At 50.3% G+C, this 18,476-nt stretch carries 20 protein-coding genes and 1 tRNA gene; 13 read left to right on the plus strand and 8 right to left on the minus strand.

The features are described from left to right. Window positions 1–22: 22 nt before the first annotated feature. From HEN33_RS07720 to tusE, 3 genes are all read left to right on the plus strand, one after another. Window positions 23–110 (plus strand) — tRNA-Ser (locus HEN33_RS07720). A gap of 206 nt (window positions 111–316) precedes the next feature. Continuing rightward, entirely contained in the window at window positions 317–976 is a 660-nt protein-coding gene (gene yccA / locus HEN33_RS07725; RefSeq protein WP_000375136.1) for an FtsH protease modulator YccA, read from the plus strand. 90 nt (window positions 977–1,066) lie between these two features. Continuing rightward, entirely contained in the window at window positions 1,067–1,396 is a 330-nt protein-coding gene (tusE, locus tag HEN33_RS07730; RefSeq protein ID WP_000904443.1) for a sulfurtransferase TusE, read from the plus strand. Here the strand turns inward: tusE and yccX are convergent. After that, window positions 1,393–1,671: an acylphosphatase gene (yccX, locus tag HEN33_RS07735; RefSeq protein WP_000048228.1), complete on the minus strand. Its 279-nt coding sequence runs from the start codon at window positions 1,669–1,671 to the stop codon at window positions 1,393–1,395. The genes tusE and yccX overlap by 4 nt on opposite strands. A gap of 94 nt (window positions 1,672–1,765) precedes the next feature. On the opposite strand from yccX, the gene rlmI reads away from it, so the two are divergent. Both rlmI and hspQ read left to right on the plus strand, forming a co-directional pair. Next, a complete protein-coding gene (gene rlmI / locus HEN33_RS07740) occupies window positions 1,766–2,956 on the plus strand; it encodes a 23S rRNA (cytosine(1962)-C(5))-methyltransferase RlmI (protein ID WP_000116318.1) in 1,191 nt (396 codons plus the stop codon). A gap of 57 nt (window positions 2,957–3,013) precedes the next feature. Continuing rightward, the gene (gene hspQ / locus HEN33_RS07745; RefSeq protein WP_001295356.1) at window positions 3,014–3,331 is read left to right on the plus strand and encodes a heat shock protein HspQ; all 318 of its coding nucleotides are present in this window, start codon (window positions 3,014–3,016) and stop codon (window positions 3,329–3,331) included. A gap of 44 nt (window positions 3,332–3,375) precedes the next feature. On the opposite strand, the gene HEN33_RS07750 is transcribed toward hspQ, so the two are convergent. After that, the gene (locus HEN33_RS07750) at window positions 3,376–3,789 is read right to left on the minus strand and encodes a CoA-binding protein (RefSeq protein WP_000665218.1); all 414 of its coding nucleotides are present in this window, start codon (window positions 3,787–3,789) and stop codon (window positions 3,376–3,378) included. 172 nt (window positions 3,790–3,961) lie between these two features. On the opposite strand from HEN33_RS07750, the gene HEN33_RS07755 reads away from it, so the two are divergent. Together HEN33_RS07755 and mgsA are read left to right on the plus strand one after the other, a co-directional pair. Then, window positions 3,962–4,624 (plus strand): DUF2057 family protein, encoded by a 663-nt coding sequence (locus tag HEN33_RS07755; protein WP_176263463.1) that lies wholly within the window; start codon window positions 3,962–3,964, stop codon window positions 4,622–4,624. Window positions 4,625–4,719: 95 nt separating this feature from the next. Then, complete coding sequence (gene mgsA, locus HEN33_RS07760; RefSeq protein ID WP_000424181.1) at window positions 4,720–5,178, plus strand: methylglyoxal synthase; 459 nt, start codon at window positions 4,720–4,722, stop codon at window positions 5,176–5,178. A gap of 31 nt (window positions 5,179–5,209) precedes the next feature. Here mgsA and helD read toward each other — a convergent pair whose 3' ends face one another. Beyond that, window positions 5,210–7,264, minus strand: a complete 2,055-nt coding sequence (gene helD, locus HEN33_RS07765; protein ID WP_176263462.1) for a DNA helicase IV — start codon at window positions 7,262–7,264, stop codon at window positions 5,210–5,212. A 122-nt stretch (window positions 7,265–7,386) separates the two neighbouring features. On the opposite strand from helD, the gene HEN33_RS07770 reads away from it, so the two are divergent. Further along, complete coding sequence (locus HEN33_RS07770) at window positions 7,387–7,833, plus strand: YccF domain-containing protein (protein ID WP_001261235.1); 447 nt, start codon at window positions 7,387–7,389, stop codon at window positions 7,831–7,833. A 9-nt stretch (window positions 7,834–7,842) separates the two neighbouring features. Next, the gene (gene yccS / locus HEN33_RS07775; RefSeq protein ID WP_000875038.1) at window positions 7,843–10,005 is read left to right on the plus strand and encodes a YccS family putative transporter; all 2,163 of its coding nucleotides are present in this window, start codon (window positions 7,843–7,845) and stop codon (window positions 10,003–10,005) included. Here yccS and sxy read toward each other — a convergent pair. Next, entirely contained in the window at window positions 9,968–10,597 is a 630-nt protein-coding gene (sxy, locus tag HEN33_RS07780) for a CRP-S regulon transcriptional coactivator Sxy (protein ID WP_032183880.1), read from the minus strand. The two genes, yccS and sxy, sit on opposite strands and share 38 nt — an antisense overlap. 218 nt (window positions 10,598–10,815) lie before the next feature. On the opposite strand from sxy, the gene sulA reads away from it, so the two are divergent. Together sulA and ompA are read left to right on the plus strand one after the other, a co-directional pair. Then, the gene (gene sulA / locus HEN33_RS07785) at window positions 10,816–11,325 is read left to right on the plus strand and encodes an SOS-induced cell division inhibitor SulA (RefSeq protein ID WP_000288710.1); all 510 of its coding nucleotides are present in this window, start codon (window positions 10,816–10,818) and stop codon (window positions 11,323–11,325) included. A gap of 356 nt (window positions 11,326–11,681) precedes the next feature. Next, complete coding sequence (gene ompA / locus HEN33_RS07790) at window positions 11,682–12,722, plus strand: porin OmpA (protein WP_001313715.1); 1,041 nt, start codon at window positions 11,682–11,684, stop codon at window positions 12,720–12,722. A gap of 75 nt (window positions 12,723–12,797) precedes the next feature. Here the strand turns inward: ompA and matP are convergent, their stop codons facing one another. Beyond that, window positions 12,798–13,250 carry a macrodomain Ter protein MatP gene (gene matP / locus HEN33_RS07795; RefSeq protein WP_000877161.1) on the minus strand — a complete coding sequence of 151 codons (453 nt, stop codon included), beginning with the start codon at window positions 13,248–13,250 and terminating at the stop codon, window positions 12,798–12,800. A gap of 185 nt (window positions 13,251–13,435) precedes the next feature. On the opposite strand from matP, the gene HEN33_RS07800 reads away from it, so the two are divergent. Both HEN33_RS07800 and fabA read left to right on the plus strand, forming a co-directional pair. After that, window positions 13,436–15,196: an AAA family ATPase gene (locus HEN33_RS07800; protein WP_176263461.1), complete on the plus strand. Its 1,761-nt coding sequence runs from the start codon at window positions 13,436–13,438 to the stop codon at window positions 15,194–15,196. A 68-nt stretch (window positions 15,197–15,264) separates the two neighbouring features. Then, window positions 15,265–15,783 carry a bifunctional 3-hydroxydecanoyl-ACP dehydratase/trans-2-decenoyl-ACP isomerase gene (fabA, locus tag HEN33_RS07805; protein WP_000227927.1) on the plus strand — a complete coding sequence of 173 codons (519 nt, stop codon included), beginning with the start codon at window positions 15,265–15,267 and terminating at the stop codon, window positions 15,781–15,783. Window positions 15,784–15,852: 69 nt separating this feature from the next. Here fabA and rmf read toward each other — a convergent pair whose 3' ends face one another. From rmf to pqiB, 3 genes are all read right to left on the minus strand, one after another. Beyond that, window positions 15,853–16,020: a ribosome modulation factor gene (gene rmf / locus HEN33_RS07810; RefSeq protein ID WP_000828648.1), complete on the minus strand. Its 168-nt coding sequence runs from the start codon at window positions 16,018–16,020 to the stop codon at window positions 15,853–15,855. A gap of 255 nt (window positions 16,021–16,275) precedes the next feature. Beyond that, the gene (gene pqiC / locus HEN33_RS07815; protein ID WP_000759110.1) at window positions 16,276–16,839 is read right to left on the minus strand and encodes a membrane integrity-associated transporter subunit PqiC; all 564 of its coding nucleotides are present in this window, start codon (window positions 16,837–16,839) and stop codon (window positions 16,276–16,278) included. Next, on the minus strand, window positions 16,836–18,476 hold the full coding sequence (gene pqiB, locus HEN33_RS07820) for an intermembrane transport protein PqiB (RefSeq protein ID WP_000445539.1): 1,641 nt from the start codon (window positions 18,474–18,476) through the stop codon (window positions 16,836–16,838). The genes pqiC and pqiB overlap by 4 nt, the downstream gene beginning before the upstream one ends.

The raw sequence follows: 18,476 nt of genomic DNA on the forward strand, positions 1-18,476 counted from the left end.
TGTTTATAGTGCGCGTCATTCCGGAAGTGTGGCCGAGCGGTTGAAGGCACCGGTCTTGAAAACCGGCGACCCGAAAGGGTTCCAGAGTTCGAATCTCTGCGCTTCCGCCAAATAAGATAAGGGGTTAGCTAAATGCTAACCCCTTTTTCTTTTGCCTGTCGAAATTCTCAGGGCGTTATATTTGCTTAATGACCTGATAATCCGCTGTTAAACCTGTTCCAGATCAAATGCGTAAAGATGGGTAAAACTTCTGGGTGCCCTTACGCATTATCATTATGCTGCTTAATTAATTACATCTGTCATAGAGAGTGACTCAATGGATCGTATTGTTAGTTCTTCACATGACCGTACATCGCTGCTTAGCACCCATAAGGTGCTGCGTAATACCTATTTTCTGCTGAGCCTGACGCTGGCCTTTTCGGCGATTACCGCAACTGCCAGTACGGTGCTGATGCTGCCATCTCCGGGTCTGATTCTGACGCTGGTGGGTATGTATGGTTTGATGTTCCTGACCTATAAAACGGCGAATAAGCCGACCGGAATTATCTCCGCATTCGCCTTTACCGGTTTTCTGGGTTATATCCTCGGACCAATTCTGAATACCTATCTGTCTGCCGGAATGGGTGACGTAATCGCTATGGCACTGGGCGGAACGGCGTTAGTGTTCTTCTGCTGCTCTGCGTATGTGCTGACCACCCGCAAAGATATGTCGTTCCTTGGCGGTATGCTGATGGCGGGTATTGTGGTGGTGCTGATTGGTATGGTTGCTAATATCTTCCTGCAGCTGCCTGCCCTGCATCTGGCGATCAGCGCGGTCTTCATTCTGATCTCCTCTGGCGCTATCTTGTTTGAAACCAGCAACATCATTCATGGCGGTGAAACGAACTATATTCGTGCCACGGTTAGCCTGTATGTTTCGCTGTACAACATCTTCGTCAGCCTGCTGAGCATTCTGGGCTTCGCCAGCCGCGATTAATCTCACCCGCTAACACTTTCATAGCCTCGCTTTATGCGGGGCTTTGTTTTTTGTTACACTGCCGCCAGTCTGATTAAGGTAGTAATAATTATGCTGATCTTCGAAGGTAAAGAGATAGAAACGGATACCGAAGGCTATCTCAAAGAAAGCAGCCAGTGGAGTGAGCCGCTGGCAGTGGTGATTGCAGAGAACGAAGGGATTACGCTGTCACCAGAACACTGGGAAGTGGTGCGTTTTGTGCGTGATTTCTATCTGGAATTCAATACTTCTCCGGCGATTCGTATGCTGGTAAAAGCGATGGCGAATAAATTTGGCGAAGAAAAAGGTAACAGCCGCTATTTATACCGACTGTTTCCGAAAGGTCCGGCTAAGCAAGCCACCAAAATTGCTGGCCTGCCAAAACCGGTAAAATGTATCTAACGAATACGAAAATCGGTTAATTCCCCCGAGGGATGATGCGGCTCGCTGAGCACCCGTTCCACACGTGCAGAACGCGGGCCGCCACTCTTTAACCACTGCATTAATTTTTCCACCTGCCCTTCTTCACCGCAGGCAACCACTTCCACGCTGCCATCGTCAAGATTTTTGGCGTAGCCGCTTAACCCGAGTTTTTTCGCTTCGTACTGCGTGGTATAGCGAAATCCTACGCCCTGAACTCGCCCGTAAACCCAGGCAATTATGCAGACTTTCGACATTGCTGCTCTCCTTATCCTTAATGGACGCGTTGCAAATCCATGGAAAACTCCGGACAATGACGCCCATTTCTTTGCATCGACAGAAAAGTAAATTATGAGTGTACGTTTAGTGTTAGCCAAAGGGCGCGAAAAATCATTACTTCGTCGCCATCCGTGGGTCTTTTCCGGGGCCGTTGCCCGCATGGAAGGTAAAGCCAGCCTCGGTGAAACCATCGATATTGTTGATCATCAGGGAAAATGGTTAGCACGCGGCGCTTATTCGCCAGCTTCGCAAATCCGGGCGCGCGTCTGGACGTTTGACCCCTCTGAATCCATTGACATTGCTTTTTTTACCCGCCGTTTGCAACAAGCACAAAAATGGCGTGACTGGCTGGCGCAAAAAGATGGCCTCGACAGTTATCGTTTAATCGCCGGTGAATCTGATGGCCTGCCGGGAATTACTATCGATCGTTTCGGTAATTTTCTGGTGCTGCAGCTGCTAAGCGCTGGCGCGGAATACCAGCGTGCGGCATTAATTAGCGCCCTGCAAACGCTCTACCCGGAATGTGCGATTTACGATCGCAGCGATGTCGCTGTACGTAAAAAAGAAGGGATGGAGCTGACCCAAGGCCCCATCACCGGCGAGTTGCCGCCTGCCCTGCTGCCGATTGAAGAACACGGCATGAAACTGCTGGTGGACATTCAGCACGGGCACAAAACGGGTTACTACCTGGACCAGCGTGATAGCCGCCTGGCTACCCGCCGCTACGTTGAAAATAAACGCGTACTTAACTGTTTCTCCTATACCGGTGGTTTCGCCGTATCGGCATTGATGGGCGGTTGCAGCCAGGTTGTCAGCGTTGATACCTCCCAGGAAGCCCTTGATATTGCGCGGCAGAATGTTGAGCTGAACAAACTGGATCTGAGCAAGGCTGAGTTTGTCCGTGATGATGTCTTTAAATTGCTGCGTACTTATCGCGATCGCGGTGAAAAATTTGACGTTATCGTGATGGACCCGCCGAAGTTTGTTGAGAATAAAAGCCAGTTGATGGGCGCGTGTCGTGGCTATAAAGACATCAACATGCTGGCGATTCAGTTGCTGAATGAAGGCGGAGTTCTCCTGACTTTCTCCTGTTCCGGTCTGATGACCAGCGATTTATTTCAGAAAATCATCGCGGATGCCGCAATTGATGCCGGTCGTGATGTACAATTTATAGAGCAGTTCCGTCAGGCAGCCGATCATCCGGTGATCGCTACCTACCCGGAAGGGCTATATCTGAAAGGGTTTGCCTGTCGCGTCATGTAACTTGAAATGTGGAATTTTACCCTTATATCAAAGGTAAAGATTTCCCGGGAGGTGACTATGATTGCCAGCAAATTCGGTATCGGCCAGCAGGTCCGCCATTCCCTGTTAGGTTATCTCGGAGTGGTCGTGGATATCGACCCGGTTTATTCGCTCTCTGAACCGTCGCCTGATGAGCTGGCGGTGAATGACGAGCTTCGCGCCGCTCCGTGGTATCACGTGGTGATGGAGGACGATAACGGCCTACCGGTTCATACCTACCTGGCTGAAGCCCAGCTAAGTAGCGAATTGCAGGATGAACATCCTGAACAGCCATCCATGGATGAGCTGGCGCAGACCATCCGCAAACAACTTCAGGCCCCGCGTCTGCGTAACTAATCCCTGAACAAATCCCCGGAAGGTTTTGGCCTTCCGGGGATTTTTTATTTGGCCAGGCCCAGGCGAGGGATCTCAATAGCCGGGCAGCGATCCATCACCACATTTAACCCGGCATCCCGTGCCAGTACTGCCGCTTGCTCATTAATCACCCCCAGTTGCATCCAGAGGGTTTTCGCGCCAATGGCGATCGCTTCCTGCGCCACGCCCCACGCCGCTTCTGAATTACGGAAAACATCGACCATATCGACTTTTTCCGGAACTTCTGCCAGCGTGCCATACCCCTGCTGGCCCAGCAGCGTTTTGCCGGCAACTTTTGGTGAAACCGGAATGACGTGATACCCCTGGTCGAGTAGATATTTCATCACGCGATAGCTGGGACGATCGGGTTTGTCGCTTGCCCCCACCAGCGCAATGGTGTGAGTGGACGTTAAAATGCCTGCAATATCGGTTTCTTTCATTATTTCCTCCAGACTGTTTAACAGAGTGTACGACAAAGCCGACATGCCAACCATGCAGCTAATACGAATGAATGAGAGCAAAAGCGGGAATTATGTCTATATGTTAGTAAGTATGATTAAAGAAAAATTTTGACACATTATTATTCGGGCGGTCTTTTGACAGGAGCTACCTATGAAAACCGGCATCGTGACCACCTTGATTGCATTATGTTTGCCGGTATCCGTTTTTGCCACCACGCTACGGCTTTCAACCGATGTCGATCTTCTGGTACTCGACGGCAAGAAGGTTTCCAGCTCTCTGCTGCGCGGTGCGGACAGCATTGAACTGGATAATGGACCACATCAGTTAGTGTTTCGCGTTGAGAAGACGATTCATCTTTCCAATAGTGAAGAACGGCTGTATATCTCCCCACCACTAGTGGTCAGTTTTAATACCCAGCTCATCAACCAGGTCAATTTTCGCCTGCCTCGCCTGGAGAATGAGCGGGAAGCTAACCATTTTGATGCCGCGCCGCGCCTTGAATTGTTGGATGGCGATGCGACGCCGATTCCGGTAAAGCTGGATATTCTCGCCATTACCTCAACGGCAAAAACGATTGATTATGAGGTCGAGGTTGAACGTTATAACAAATCCGCGAAACTCGCTTCACTACCGCAATTTGCCACGATGATGGCAGATGACAGTACGCTGCTTTCGGGTGTTTCCGAGCTGGATGCTATTCCACCGCAGTCTCAGGTGCTCACAGAACAACGGCTGAAGTATTGGTTTAAACTGGCTGACCCACAAACGCGAAATACTTTTCTGCAATGGGCGGAAAAACAACCATCTTCCTGAGATTTTTGTGCCTGTGCGCAGGCTTTTTCGGTCTTTCTCTTGCAGCGATAAGTGCTTACAGTAATCTGTAGGAAAGTTAACTACGGATGTACATTATGGAACTGACGACACGTACTTTACCTGCGCGGAAACATATTGCGCTGGTGGCACACGATCACTGCAAACAAATGCTGATGAGCTGGGTGGAACGGCATCAACCGTTACTGGAACAACACGTACTGTATGCAACAGGCACTACCGGTAACTTAATTTCCCGCGCGACCGGCATGAACGTCAACGCGATGTTGAGTGGCCCAATGGGGGGGGACCAGCAGGTTGGCGCATTGATCTCAGAAGGTAAAATTGATGTATTGATTTTCTTCTGGGACCCACTAAATGCCGTGCCGCACGATCCTGACGTGAAAGCCTTGCTGCGTCTGGCGACGGTATGGAACATTCCGGTTGCCACCAACGTGGCAACGGCAGACTTCATTATCCAGTCACCGCATTTCAACGACGCGGTCGATATTCTGATCCCCGATTATCAGCGTTATCTCGCGGACCGTCTGAAGTAATATTACACAGGTGGCAAACGCCACCTGTTTCCTACGGTTTTCTCGCCACCGGCACATCCAGATTTTTCAGTATTTCGACAAAGGGAGAGGGATTCTGTTTGTTAAACAATGCCCATACCCGATGGCGTGCCCGGGTCAGCGCCACGTACATTAACCGCCGTTCTTCAGCGTCCGGAAAATCCTCAACCGGGGGTAGTAGCGCCTCTTCCATAATCGACTCCCGCGCCGCAGCCGGAAAACCATCACTCCCCTCCTGCAAGCCAACGATGATGACGTAATCCGCCTGTTGCCCTTTGCTGGCATGAATGGTCATAAAATCGATTTGCAACTTCGGCCAGCGTGTTGCCGCTTTTTCCAGGCTGGCAGGCCTCATGTGATGGTAACGCGCCAGGATCAGAATGCGCTCTTCCGGTTTGGCATAACCAGAGAGCTTATCCAGCAAAGCATCAAGTTGACTCTCATCCAATAACGTGACGGCTTTTTTGTCTCCATTGGTTAAGCTGTTTAGCGGCTTTTTCAGCTGGCCAGGGTTCTGCTGAATAAAACGGTTTGCCACCTCACCGATACGACTGTTAAAACGGTAAGTCGTGTCTAAATCACAGCGATCGCCTTCACCAAAGTTTTCATGGAAAGCGGTGGTGAGCGACATTTGCGCACCGCTGAAACGGTAAATCGCCTGCCAGTCATCGCCAACGGCGAACAACGTCGTTTGACTGTTTTGCTTGCGTAATGCCGCTAACAACGCTGCACGCTGCGGCGAGATATCCTGAAATTCATCAACCAGAATATGTTTCCACGGGCTGATAAAGCGACCTTTCTCCAGAATCACAATCGCCTGGTGAATGAGTCCAGAAAAATCGACGGCGTTTTCTGCCTTCAGCGCACTTTTCCAGGCTTTTAATAACGGAGCCATCAACTTGATACGTTTACTGAACAAGTCGCGAATCTCTTCAGGTGCATTGGCAATCATTTCTGCCTGTGCACCGCCGTGCATTCGCATCAGACTTACCCAGCGATCGAGGCGAGAAGCAAGACGACGCTGTAATTTCTCATCATCCCAGAAGTTACCTTCTGGCACTGACCACTGCATTTCTTCCGTCAGCCATTGCCGCCAGCCCTTCGCCTGCGCTTTCTTTTCGCTGCATTGCTTACGCCACTCAGCAATAAAGAGTTCATGACGGGCAGCGGTATCATTTTCTAGTTTGCTGACTGTCGGCACTTTTTTGCTGCCCTGCTGAATAATATGCAGCGCCAGCGCATGAAATGTGCGTGCGGTAATGTCTTCGGTATGTAGTCGTTCTCGGATACGCTCGTCCATCTCTTCAGCTGCTTTGCGACCAAACGCCAGCAATAAAATTTGCTCAGGGGACGCTTCACCACGCGCCAGCAACCAGCCTGCACGGGCCACCAGCACCGACGTTTTTCCGCTTCCTGCACCTGCCAGCACTAACAGAGAATGCTCGCCATTAACGACTGCCCGGGCCTGCGCCGGATTCAGCGGTGAAGATTCGACCTGGCGGAAAAAATCTGCATACTCGGTAAGCATGGCTTCTGTATACGCCTGATTATGCTGCAACCGAGCGCCTTCAATATCTTTTAACCAGGCCTGACATTTACGCCACGCCTCACGGCAGTTATCGAATTCTTCCAGTCGGTTGACCGGCAACGGCAACGCCAACAAAGCCTGGCGGATTTGTTGCTGCACGCCAGAAGTTTGCTCACGCGTCAGCCATTTATTTTCTCCGGTGCGCGTGGCAATCAAATCCAGTTGCTGGCGTAAAACACCAGCCGCAATTTCGCTCATCTCCGCACTCCACCGCCGCCAGTGAGCATCAAGATGATGGTAAAAACGCTGCGTCTCGCCCCATTCGGTGCCGTGCAGACGCACCACTTTTTCGTCCGGCAGTACAAATTCCAGCTCGCCCCATACCAGACCGCGCTTACAGTGAATTGCCAGTAATTGATTGAAAGGAATAAGGTATTCGTGGCGATCGCCGGAGACTTTAATCCCGGCATTGAGGATCACCGCCCGATCGTAAGGGTGCTGTGCCAGACGTTTTCCAAGCGTTGTCGCTTTCAGTTCCATGACTCTGTAGATCCACACGAAATGATTTCTTATCAGTGTAACCGTCAGAGAAAACGTGCTCCAGCCCAAAAAAACGTTACAATTGCCGCCCATTACTGAAAACCACAGTAAAGCGAGGTTTTATGCGTACCGTTTTGAACATTCTGAACTTTGTGCTTGGCGGATTTGCCACCACTCTGGGCTGGCTGTTGGCGACTCTGGTCAGTATTGTGCTGATTTTTACCTTACCGCTGACACGATCCTGCTGGGAGATCACTAAACTGTCTCTGGTGCCTTATGGCAATGAAGCTATTCATGTCGATGAACTGAACCCGGCTGGCAAAAATGTGCTGCTGAATACTGGCGGTACGGTATTGAATATTTTCTGGCTGATTTTCTTTGGCTGGTGGTTATGCCTGATGCACATTGCAACGGGCATCGCACAATGTATTTCCATCATTGGCATTCCTGTCGGCATTGCGAACTTTAAAATTGCCGCTATTGCACTATGGCCGGTCGGTCGTCGCGTGGTATCGGTAGAAACAGCGCAAGCTGCGCGTGAAGCCAATGCACGTCGTCGTTTTGAATAATCCACTAATATGGCCTTTATGCTAAGTCCTTTGCTCAAACGCTATACCTGGAACAGCGCCTGGCTGTATTACGCGCGTATTTTTATTGCGCTTTGTGGAACCACAGCGTTTCCGTGGTGGCTGGGTGATGTAAAACTGACGATTCCGCTGACGCTGGGGATGGTGGCAGCGGCGCTGACCGATCTCGATGACCGGCTGGCGGGACGTTTGCGTAACCTCATCATTACGCTGTTCTGCTTTTTTATCGCCTCGGCCTCAGTAGAATTGCTGTTTCCCTGGCCCTGGCTATTTGCAATTGGTTTAACGCTCTCTACCAGCGGCTTCATTTTGCTCGGCGGTCTGGGTCAACGCTATGCAACAATTGCCTTCGGTGCGTTACTGATCGCCATTTACACTATGTTGGGGACGTCACTGTATGAGCACTGGTATCAGCAGCCGATGTATCTGCTGGCCGGTGCCGTCTGGTACAACGTCCTGACACTTATTGGTCATCTACTGTTCCCGGTCCGCCCGCTGCAGGACAACCTGGCGCGTTGCTATGAACAACTGGCGCGTTACCTTGAGCTCAAGTCACGCATGTTTGATCCTGATATTGAAGATGAAAGCCAGGCACCGCTGTACGATTTGGCTCTCGCCAACGGTCAGCTGATGGCGACATTGAATCAGACGAAACTCTCGCTGCTGACCCGCTTACGTGGCGATCGTGGTCAACGGGGAACGCGTCGCACGCTGCATTATTACTTTGTCGCGCAGGATATTCACGAGCGTGCCAGCTCTTCTCATATTCAGTATCAAACATTGCGTGAACATTTTCGCCACAGCGACGTGCTGTTCCGTTTTCAGCGACTGATGTCGATGCAGGGCCAGGCGTGCCAGCAACTGTCACGCTGTATTTTGCTGCGTCAGCCTTATCAACATGATCCGCATTTTGAGCGCGCTTTTACGCATATTGATGCTGCGCTGGAGCGGATGCGCGATAACGGCGCGCCTGCCGATTTACTCAAAACACTGGGATTTTTGCTGAACAATTTACGCGCTATTGATGCCCAACTGGCAACAATTGAATCAGAACAGGCCCAGGCACTGCCCCATAATAATGACGAAAATGAGCTCGCTGATGACAGCCCGCACGGATTGAGTGATATCTGGCTGCGTCTTAGCCGTCACTTCACACCGGAATCCGCCCTCTTCCGTCATGCGGTAAGAATGTCGCTGGTGTTGTGCTTCGGCTACGCCATCATTCAGATAACCGGAATGCATCACGGGTATTGGATCTTGCTGACAAGTTTGTTTGTCTGCCAGCCAAACTATAACGCCACGCGCCACCGCCTGAAGTTAAGGATTATTGGTACGCTGGTAGGTATCGCCATTGGCATTCCTGTGCTGTGGTTTGTGCCGTCACTGGAAGGGCAGCTGGTGCTGCTGGTTATTACCGGCGTGCTCTTTTTTGCCTTCCGTAACGTGCAATATGCCCATGCAACGATGTTCATCACACTTTTGGTGCTACTTTGTTTTAACTTGCTGGGTGAAGGTTTTGAAGTGGCGTTACCTCGCGTAATCGATACGCTGATTGGTTGTGCCATTGCGTGGGCGGCGGTGAGCTACATCTGGCCTGACTGGAAGTTTCGCAATCTGCCGCGCATGCTCGAACGTGCCACCGAGGCCAACTGTCGCTATCTCGATGCCATACTGGAGCAATACCATCAGGGGCGTGATAACCGTCTGGCGTATCGTATTGCCCGCCGCGATGCACACAACCGTGATGCTGAACTGGCGTCGGTGGTATCAAATATGTCCAGCGAGCCGAACGTTACCCCGCAAATTCGCGAGGCCGCGTTTCGGTTGCTGTGCCTTAACCATACGTTTACCAGCTATATCTCAGCCCTCGGTGCTCACCGGGAGCAGTTAACTAATCCTGAAATTCTGGCGTTTCTTGATGACGCAGTTTGCTATGTTGATGACGCGCTACATCATCAACCTGCTGATGAAGAACGCGTCAATCAGGCATTAGCTGACCTGAAACAGCGGATGCAGCAACTTGAACCACGGGCAGACAGCAAAGAACCTCTGGTCGTACAACAAGTCGGGTTATTGATTGCATTACTGCCAGAGATTGGTCGTCTGCAACGCCAGATTACTCAAGTTCCGCAGGAAACTCCTGTTTCGGCGTAAGAGAGTCAGCCCATTCTGCAAGCTCCTGGCGGCGTGCCACCGGGAGCGCAGCTTCATGAATGCCGATAATGGCCCCTTCAAGCATAAACAGAATCTTTTCTGTCACCAGACTGTTTTGCTGCCGCAGTCGCAACCAACACATTTTTGCCCCAAGTATACGTAACGCCCGTACATCCTTAATCCCCACCTCCCCGAGTATCGCTTCCAGATGAAAAGACATATTGGGCAAATCTTTCAGTCTTTCCCGGGTATTGCGCGTGCTTTTCTCTTTCAGCGCTGCATCGAGAGAATATTTCGACAGACGCACCAGCTTCAGTTGATTTCGCCATAGACTTTCATCAACCCGATAGTAATTGAGGGTAACGGATCGGCCACACTTTTTATATGTCAGCCAGACAGGCGAATGTTTTACACAGTACTGTGCACTTTGCTCACAAGCCCGAAGATACAACTCACCATCAGAAACCATCGCAAACACCGTGTCGTCAACGGTCAGGCTGTAACTACCAAACAATGATCGGTATTCAATTGTGCCCAACGTTGCCAGGTATTCTTGTGATTTATAGATCCGCTTATAGGAGAGGCTTTTCATAAAATTCCTTTTAAAATCATAACATAAAAGAATGATTCACATTAACGGATCCGTTAACTACGAAAATAGGCAACTTATTCTTAAGGGGCAAGATTAATTTATGTTTTCCCGTCACTAACGACAAAATTTGCGAGGCTCTTTCCGAAAATAGGGTTGATCTTTGTCGTCACTGGATGTACTGTACATCCATACAGTAACTCACAGGGGCTGGATTGATTATGTACACTTCAGGCTATGCACATCGTTCTTCGTCGTTCTCATCCGCAGCAAGTAAAATTGCGCGTGTCTCTACGGAAAACACTACAGCCGGGCTTATCAGTGAAGTTGTCTATCGCGAAGATCAGCCCATGATGACGCAACTTCTACTGTTGCCATTGTTACAGCAACTCGGTCAGCAATCGCGCTGGCAACTCTGGTTAACACCGCAACAAAAACTGAGTCGGGAATGGGTTCAGGCATCTGGGCTACCCTTAACGAAAGTGATGCAGATTAGCCAGCTCTCCCCTTGCCACACTGTGGAGTCAATGGTTCGCGCTTTACGCACGGGCAATTACAGTGTGGTGATCGGTTGGTTGGCAGATGATTTGACTGAAGAAGAGCATGCTGAACTTGTTGATGCGGCAAATGAAGGTAACGCTATGGGGTTTATTATGCGTCCGGTAAGCGCATCCTCTCACGCAACGAGACAACTTTCCGGGCTAAAAATTCACTCTAATTTGTATCATTAAGTAAATTTAGGATTAATCCTGGAACTTTTTTTGTCGCCCAGCCAATGCTTTCAGTCGTGACTAATTTTCCTTGCAGAGGCTTGTCTGAAGCGGTTTCCGCGATTTTCTTCTGTAAATTGTCGCTGACAAAAAAGATTAAACGTACCTTATACAAGACTTTTTTTTCATATGCCTGACGGAGTTCACACTTGTAAGTTTTCAACTACGTTGTAGACTTTACATCGCCAGGGGTGCTCGGCATAAGCCGAAGATATCGGTAGAGTTAATATTGAGCAGATCCCCCGGTGAAGGATTTAACCGTGTTATCTCGTTGGAGATATTCATGGCGTATTTTGGATGATAACGAGGCGCAAAAAATGAAAAAGACAGCTATCGCGATTGCAGTGGCACTGGCTGGTTTCGCTACCGTAGCGCAGGCCGCTCCGAAAGATAACACCTGGTACACTGGTGCTAAACTGGGCTGGTCCCAGTACCATGACACTGGTTTCATCAACAACAATGGTCCGACCCACGAAAACCAACTGGGTGCAGGTGCTTTTGGTGGTTACCAGGTTAACCCGTATGTTGGCTTTGAAATGGGTTATGACTGGTTAGGTCGTATGCCATACAAAGGCAGCGTTGAAAACGGTGCATATAAAGCTCAGGGCGTTCAGCTGACCGCTAAACTGGGTTACCCAATCACTGACGATCTGGACGTATACACTCGTCTGGGTGGTATGGTATGGCGTGCAGACACCAAATCCAACTTTGATGGTAAAAACCACGACACCGGCGTTTCTCCGGTCTTCGCTGGCGGTGTTGAGTATGCGATCACTCCTGAAATCGCTACCCGTCTGGAATACCAGTGGACCAACAACATCGGTGACGCACACACCATCGGTACTCGTCCGGACAACGGCATGCTGAGCCTGGGTGTTTCCTACCGTTTCGGTCAGGGCGAAGCAGCTCCAGTAGTTGCTCCAGCTCCAGCTCCGGCACCGGAAGTACAGACCAAGCACTTCACTCTGAAGTCTGACGTTCTGTTCACTTTCAACAAAGCAACCCTGAAACCGGAAGGTCAGGCTGCTCTGGATCAGCTGTACAGCCAGCTGAGCAACCTGGATCCGAAAGACGGTTCCGTAGTTGTTCTGGGTTACACTGACCGCATCGGTTCTGACGCTTATAACCAGGCTCTGTCCGAGCGTCGTGCTCAGTCCGTTGTTGATTACCTGATCTCTAAAGGTATCCCGGCAGACAAGATCTCCGCACGTGGTATGGGCGAATCCAACCCGGTTACTGGCAACACCTGTGACAACGTGAAACAGCGTGCTGCACTGATCGACTGCCTGGCTCCGGATCGTCGCGTAGAGATCGAAGTTAAAGGCATCAAAGACGTTGTAACTCAGCCGCAGGCTTAAGTTCTCGTCTGGTAGAAAAACCCCGCTGCTGCGGGGTTTTTTTCGCCTTGCGTAAATTGAACAGACTTTCGACAGTTATTCCTTACCCAGCAATGCCTGCAGATCCTGCTTTAGAGAAGACATTTTATTCGCGTATTTCTCTTTGTTTTCCGCATCTTCAATCAGCTGAACAATCGTTTCAGAAAGCGTTTTACCGCGACGCTGCGCAAGACCAGCCAGACGTTGCCAGACAATAAATTCCAGATCGATCGATTTTTTGCGCGTATGCTGGTGTTCCGCATTAAAATGGCGCTTCCGTCTGGCCCGAATGGTTTGCTTCATGCGATTGACCAGTTCCGGATTCATATGCTTGTCAATCCAGCCATTTACCAGCACGGGTTCATTTTCCAGCGAGAGCAACACATCGACGGCTTCCTGGGCGGCACTGGCTTCTATGTAACGGGTGATTAACTCCCCTTCGCGGTGCTTCTTCACCAGATACTTCCATTTCCAACCGCTTTCAAGATTTTCAAGTTGTTGATATTTCATAGCGATCTCAATGTTACCGTGTAACTCTTTACAGAATATCAGCTTTTTAGGCCAGTGAAGAAAAGAATCTCCATCCTGTGAGCTTTAACGCCCATGCCAGGAGTATTGTCGGTGCTTTCTACGTGTGCTGCAGTGCCGGTTACGGTATAATCGCGGCTTTGACAACAGACTAAAAAACATCAACTTTGACCATTACGAAACTTGCATGGCGTGACCTGGTTCCTGATACCGATAGCTATCAGGAAATATTTGCTCAGCCACATTTGATTGACGAAAACGATCCTTTATTCAGTGATACTCAACCGCGACTGCAATTTGCGCTGGAGCAGTTGCTGCATACGCGAGCATCCTCCTCTTTTATGCTGGCGAAGGCCCCGGAAGAGTCTGAGTATCTGAATCTTATTGCCGATGCCGCGCATGCGCTACAAAGCGATGCAGGCCAACTGGTGGGCGGTCACTATGAGGTTTCCGGCCACACCATCCGCTTACGTAACGCAGTGAGTGCAGATGATAATTTTGCGACTTTAACGCAAGTTGTCGCTGCCGACTGGGTAGAAGCGGAACAACTCTTTGGCTGCCTGCGCCAGTTTAATGGTGACATTACCCTGCAGCCAGGTCTGGTGCATCAGGCAAATGGCGGTATTCTCATCGTCTCTTTGCGTACACTGCTGGCGCAACCTCTGCTGTGGATGCGGCTGAAAAATATCGTTAACCGCGAGCGTTTTGACTGGGTTGCGTTTGATGAGTCGCGCCCTCTCCCCGTCTCTGTGCCTTCGATGCCATTGAAGCTGAAAGTCATTCTGGTAGGCGAACGCGAATCATTAGCTGATTTCCAGGAGATGGAGCCAGAGCTTGCTGAGCAGGCTATTTATAGCGAATTTGAAGATACTCTGCAGATTGTCGATGCGGAGTCAGTAAACCAGTGGTGTCGTTGGGTGACATTTACCGCCAGACATAACCACTTACCTGCACCGGGAGCGGATGCCTGGCCGGTACTTATTCGCGAAGCCGCACGCTACACCGGTGAACAAGAAACACTGCCGCTTAGCCCGCAGTGGATCCTCCGCCAGTGTAAAGAGGTCGCCTCCCTGTGTGATGGCGACACCTTCTCCGGCGAGCAGCTAAACTTAATGTTACAGCAGCGTGAATGGCGCGAAGGTTTCCTCGCTGAACGCATGCAGGATGAGATCCTTCAGGAGCAAATCCTGATTGAAACCGAAGGCGAACGCATCGGGCAAATTAACGCCCTTTCGGTCATTGAATTTCCGGGTCATCCGCGCGCTTTTGGCGAACCTTCTCGCATTAGCTGCGTTGTACATATTGGCGATGGTGAATTCACTGACATCGAACGCAAAGCGGAGCTTGGCGGCAATATCCATGCGAAAGGGATGATGATCATGCAGGCGTTCCTGATGTCGGAACTTCAGCTTGAGCAACAGATCCCCTTCTCAGCATCGCTGACATTTGAGCAGTCATATAGCGAAGTGGATGGCGATAGTGCCTCAATGGCTGAACTCTGCGCCCTGATAAGCGCCCTCGCCGATGTGCCGGTGAATCAGAGTATTGCTATCACAGGTTCAGTCGATCAATTCGGTCGCGCCCAGCCAGTCGGTGGTTTAAATGAGAAAATCGAAGGCTTCTTTGCTATTTGCCAGCAACGTGAGTTAACGGGGAAACAAGGTGTCATTATCCCCACTGCTAACGTTCGCCATTTAAGTCTTCACAGTGAACTGGTGAAAGCGGTAGGGGAAGGCAAATTCACCATCTGGGCAGTAGACGATGTGACTGAAGCACTGCCGTTATTATTAAATCTGGTGTGGGATGGCGAGGGCCAAACGACGCTGATGCAAACTATCCAGGAACGTATCGCGCAAGCATCGCAACAGGAAGGACGTCACCGTTTTCCATGGCCATTACGTTGGCTGAACTGGTTTATTCCGAACTGATCGGACTTGTTCAGCGTACACGTGTTAGCTATCCTGCGTGCTTCAATAAAATAAGGCTTACAGAGAACATGGTAGATAAACGCGAATCCTATACAAAAGAAGACCTTCTTGCCTCTGGTCGCGGTGAACTGTTTGGCGCTAAAGGCCCGCAATTGCCAGCACCGAACATGCTGATGATGGACCGTGTGGTCAAAATGACCGAAACGGGTGGTAACTTCGACAAAGGGTATGTTGAAGCAGAACTGGATATCAATCCGGATCTGTGGTTCTTCGGATGCCACTTCATTGGCGATCCGGTTATGCCGGGATGCCTGGGCCTGGACGCAATGTGGCAGCTGGTAGGGTTCTACCTCGGCTGGCTGGGCGGCGAAGGTAAAGGCCGCGCACTGGGTGTTGGCGAAGTGAAATTCACTGGTCAGGTTCTGCCGACAGCAAAAAAAGTGACCTACCGTATTCACTTTAAACGCATTGTTAATCGTCGTCTGATTATGGGTCTGGCAGATGGCGAAGTGCTGGTTGATGGTCGTCTGATTTACACCGCCAGCGACCTGAAAGTCGGTCTGTTCCAGGATACGTCTGCCTTCTGATTGAAATCAGACAGAGTATAAAAAGGCGAAACCTCCGCATTGCGGAGGTTTCTTTTTAAAGAGACAGAATCAGGCCATTACTACCCTGTCCGCCATGGCTTCTCGCCAGCCTCCCAGCCATTGTGACCTTTGATTCAGCGTCTGATAGGGACACATTTCTTTTGAGCGTCCGGCGATGCCGGCCTGATAACCACGTTGATGTGCCCGTTCCAGGCGATCTCGTTTTTGTCTCTTCATGCCTCGTTTCCCTCATACTGGTTTCTGGTGGAAAAGAAAACAGTGATTACTAAATGTGCAATCACAGTTAAGCAATACCGCGAATCATAACTGCCGTCAATGCGCAAAATTCACGCCACTGTCATATTTGTGAGCTACACGGGCATGTCGGTTGTACAAAAAATGTGAAGAGGAACAACTTTTTCCGCACGTTAGAAACAAAAAAACCGCCTCAGGTTACATACCGGAGACGGTTATATTTACAAATCTTTATAATTAAGGTAGACGCTTTATCTCTTGCGCAATAGAAGCGGCTTCCTGACTCCAGACACTGGCCAGCACCTTAACCATCTCATCGTAACCATCCTGAGTTTGCACTCCTTCCAGACGGAACGGACGTTTGATCAGTTGTCCCTGGTGGTTCAACAGCCACTCACCACTGACAATGACCTTGCCATCATAGCGACCGTTAAACTCTGTTACGGTAACATTGAGCGTGTCCTGGGCGCTTCCCAGAGGCTGGGAGGCAACCACCCAGCCGGGCAGTTGCGTGCTCAGGTTGGCAACCAGGGTGTTGCGCAACTGTTGATCCAGCGGGCTGGCCCACAAGTTGTTGTTGGCAATCACATACTTCACATCACTGGTTTGATAAACCACACCATTCCCCGCCAGATAATCGGGAACAGCGACCTGCTCTACCCATAACAGGCGATTACCCTGGCTGGCGGTACTTTGTGTACCGCTCTGCACCACAGGTAGCTGGTAATAGTTTTTATTGATCTCGCCGGAGCTGCATCCGGCCAGCCACAGTGCCGCAATCGTCACTAGCCACTTTTTCATTGTTTCGCCCTCTTCGGCTCTGGATCTTTTTTGTCCTTCGCTTCAAATACCAGCGCGTTACTCTTCTCGTTGAGCGTTTTCAGCACCGGCTGCAGTTCACGCAACACCTGATCAAGGCGCTGCATATCCGCCACCATCTTGTTGTAGGCTGCGGAGCCAGGCTGGAAGCCCTGCATACTGCGATTCAACTCACGTAATGTTGACTGCATATCGGTCGGCAACTGCTGCATCGACTGGCTGGCGAGGATCTTGTTCATGCTATCCAGTGTCGTTTGCAGGTTTTTCATGGTGCGCTGACTTTCAGAAAGCGTACTGGTCGCCTGCTCAATCATCGGATTCAATGGCAGTTTGTTAATTTTATCCAACGCTTCCATCAGACGCTGCTGGATTTGCGCCAGGCCACCGCTAACGGTCGGGATAATCTGATAACCATTAAACTCACGAATACCGGTAATAGCAGGGCTATTTGGATAGAAATCGAGATCAACATACAGTGCGCCAGTGACCAGATTTCCGGTCTTCAGCGATCCGCGTAAACCACGTTTCAACAATTCGCCAAGGTGCTCAACAACATCCGCATTTTCACCAAGCTGCATTTTCAGCCGCTCTGGTTCGATACGAATCAGTACCGGAATACGGTAATCATCGTTAAATGTCTGCCGCATATTCGGCGCAAAGAACGGTACTTTGCTTACGGTACCCAGGCGAATACCCCGGAATTCTACCGGAGCTCCCGGTTGCAGACCGCGTACCGAATCTTTAAAGAACATCAGATAATCAATGTGATCGGTGTACAACGAATCCTGAATGCTCTTCTGATCATCATACAAAACGAAAGCTGTTTTCGGTGCCACTGGCTGCCCTAAATCCAGACCTTCCGGCACATCAAAGCTGACACCGCCACTAAGCAGCGTTGTCAATGAGCCCATCTCCACACGCATTCCCGCTGACGTCAAATCAACCGCAATGCCACTATCTTTCCAGAAGCGAACATTGCTGGTCACCAGTCGGTCATAAGGTGCATTGATGAACAGTTGATAGCTGATATTGCGTTTTTGCGTATCGAAGGTGCTGGTTTCAACCGAACCTACCCGATAGCCACGGAACAGCACGGGATCTCCTGGCGAGAGCTGCCCGGCTTTTTTGCTATCGAGAATCACACGGATACCTTTCGCATCAGGCGGGGCCAACGGTGGCGAGTCCAGCAAATCGTATTTATCCATTTTGCTGCCTTTCGCGCCTGGCTGCAGTTCGATATAAACCCCAGACAGCAGCGTTCCCAGGCCGCTAATCCCTTCTCGACCAATCTGCGGTTTCACCACCCAAAAGACGGTATCTTTATGCAGCAATTTTTCCATACCGGAATTCAGCCGCGCTTTGATTTCAACGTGCGTCAAATCATCAGCCAGTGTGGCGCTTTCAACCACGCCGACGTCAACGCTACGGCTTTTAATGGTGGTTTTACCACCTTCTATTCCTTCCGCATTCGCGGTGATCAGGGTCACTTCCGGCCCCTGATGGCTGTAATGATAAAAAAGAACCCAGGCCCCAATGAGCGCCGTGACGATAGGAAATATCCACACGGGAGACCAGTTCTTCACTTTCTGGATTTTGGCTTCCCCATTATTAGATTCCAT

Origin of the sequence: Escherichia sp. 94.0001 (assembly GCF_013369155.2) — a bacterium.
GTDB lineage: Bacteria > Pseudomonadota > Gammaproteobacteria > Enterobacterales > Enterobacteriaceae > Escherichia > Escherichia coli_F.

Bases quoted from the DNA above. Each gene is read 5' to 3' on its own strand.
- yccA (WP_000375136.1), top strand. From the start codon at position 317: ATGGATCGTATTGTTAGTTCTTCACATGACCGTACATCGCTGCTTAGC.
- tusE (WP_000904443.1), top strand. From the start codon at position 1,067: ATGCTGATCTTCGAAGGTAAAGAGATAGAAACGGATACCGAAGGCTAT.
- yccX (WP_000048228.1), bottom strand. From the start codon at position 1,671: ATGTCGAAAGTCTGCATAATTGCCTGGGTTTACGGGCGAGTTCAGGGC.
- rlmI (WP_000116318.1), top strand. From the start codon at position 1,766: ATGAGTGTACGTTTAGTGTTAGCCAAAGGGCGCGAAAAATCATTACTT.
- hspQ (WP_001295356.1), top strand. From the start codon at position 3,014: ATGATTGCCAGCAAATTCGGTATCGGCCAGCAGGTCCGCCATTCCCTG.
- HEN33_RS07750 (WP_000665218.1), bottom strand. From the start codon at position 3,789: ATGAAAGAAACCGATATTGCAGGCATTTTAACGTCCACTCACACCATT.
- HEN33_RS07755 (WP_176263463.1), top strand. From the start codon at position 3,962: ATGAAAACCGGCATCGTGACCACCTTGATTGCATTATGTTTGCCGGTA.
- mgsA (WP_000424181.1), top strand. From the start codon at position 4,720: ATGGAACTGACGACACGTACTTTACCTGCGCGGAAACATATTGCGCTG.
- helD (WP_176263462.1), bottom strand. From the start codon at position 7,264: ATGGAACTGAAAGCGACAACGCTTGGAAAACGTCTGGCACAGCACCCT.
- HEN33_RS07770 (WP_001261235.1), top strand. From the start codon at position 7,387: ATGCGTACCGTTTTGAACATTCTGAACTTTGTGCTTGGCGGATTTGCC.
- yccS (WP_000875038.1), top strand. From the start codon at position 7,843: ATGGCCTTTATGCTAAGTCCTTTGCTCAAACGCTATACCTGGAACAGC.
- sxy (WP_032183880.1), bottom strand. From the start codon at position 10,597: ATGAAAAGCCTCTCCTATAAGCGGATCTATAAATCACAAGAATACCTG.
- sulA (WP_000288710.1), top strand. From the start codon at position 10,816: ATGTACACTTCAGGCTATGCACATCGTTCTTCGTCGTTCTCATCCGCA.
- ompA (WP_001313715.1), top strand. From the start codon at position 11,682: ATGAAAAAGACAGCTATCGCGATTGCAGTGGCACTGGCTGGTTTCGCT.
- matP (WP_000877161.1), bottom strand. From the start codon at position 13,250: ATGAAATATCAACAACTTGAAAATCTTGAAAGCGGTTGGAAATGGAAG.
- fabA (WP_000227927.1), top strand. From the start codon at position 15,265: ATGGTAGATAAACGCGAATCCTATACAAAAGAAGACCTTCTTGCCTCT.
- rmf (WP_000828648.1), bottom strand. From the start codon at position 16,020: ATGAAGAGACAAAAACGAGATCGCCTGGAACGGGCACATCAACGTGGT.
- pqiC (WP_000759110.1), bottom strand. From the start codon at position 16,839: ATGAAAAAGTGGCTAGTGACGATTGCGGCACTGTGGCTGGCCGGATGC.
- pqiB (WP_000445539.1), bottom strand. From the start codon at position 18,476: ATGGAATCTAATAATGGGGAAGCCAAAATCCAGAAAGTGAAGAACTGG.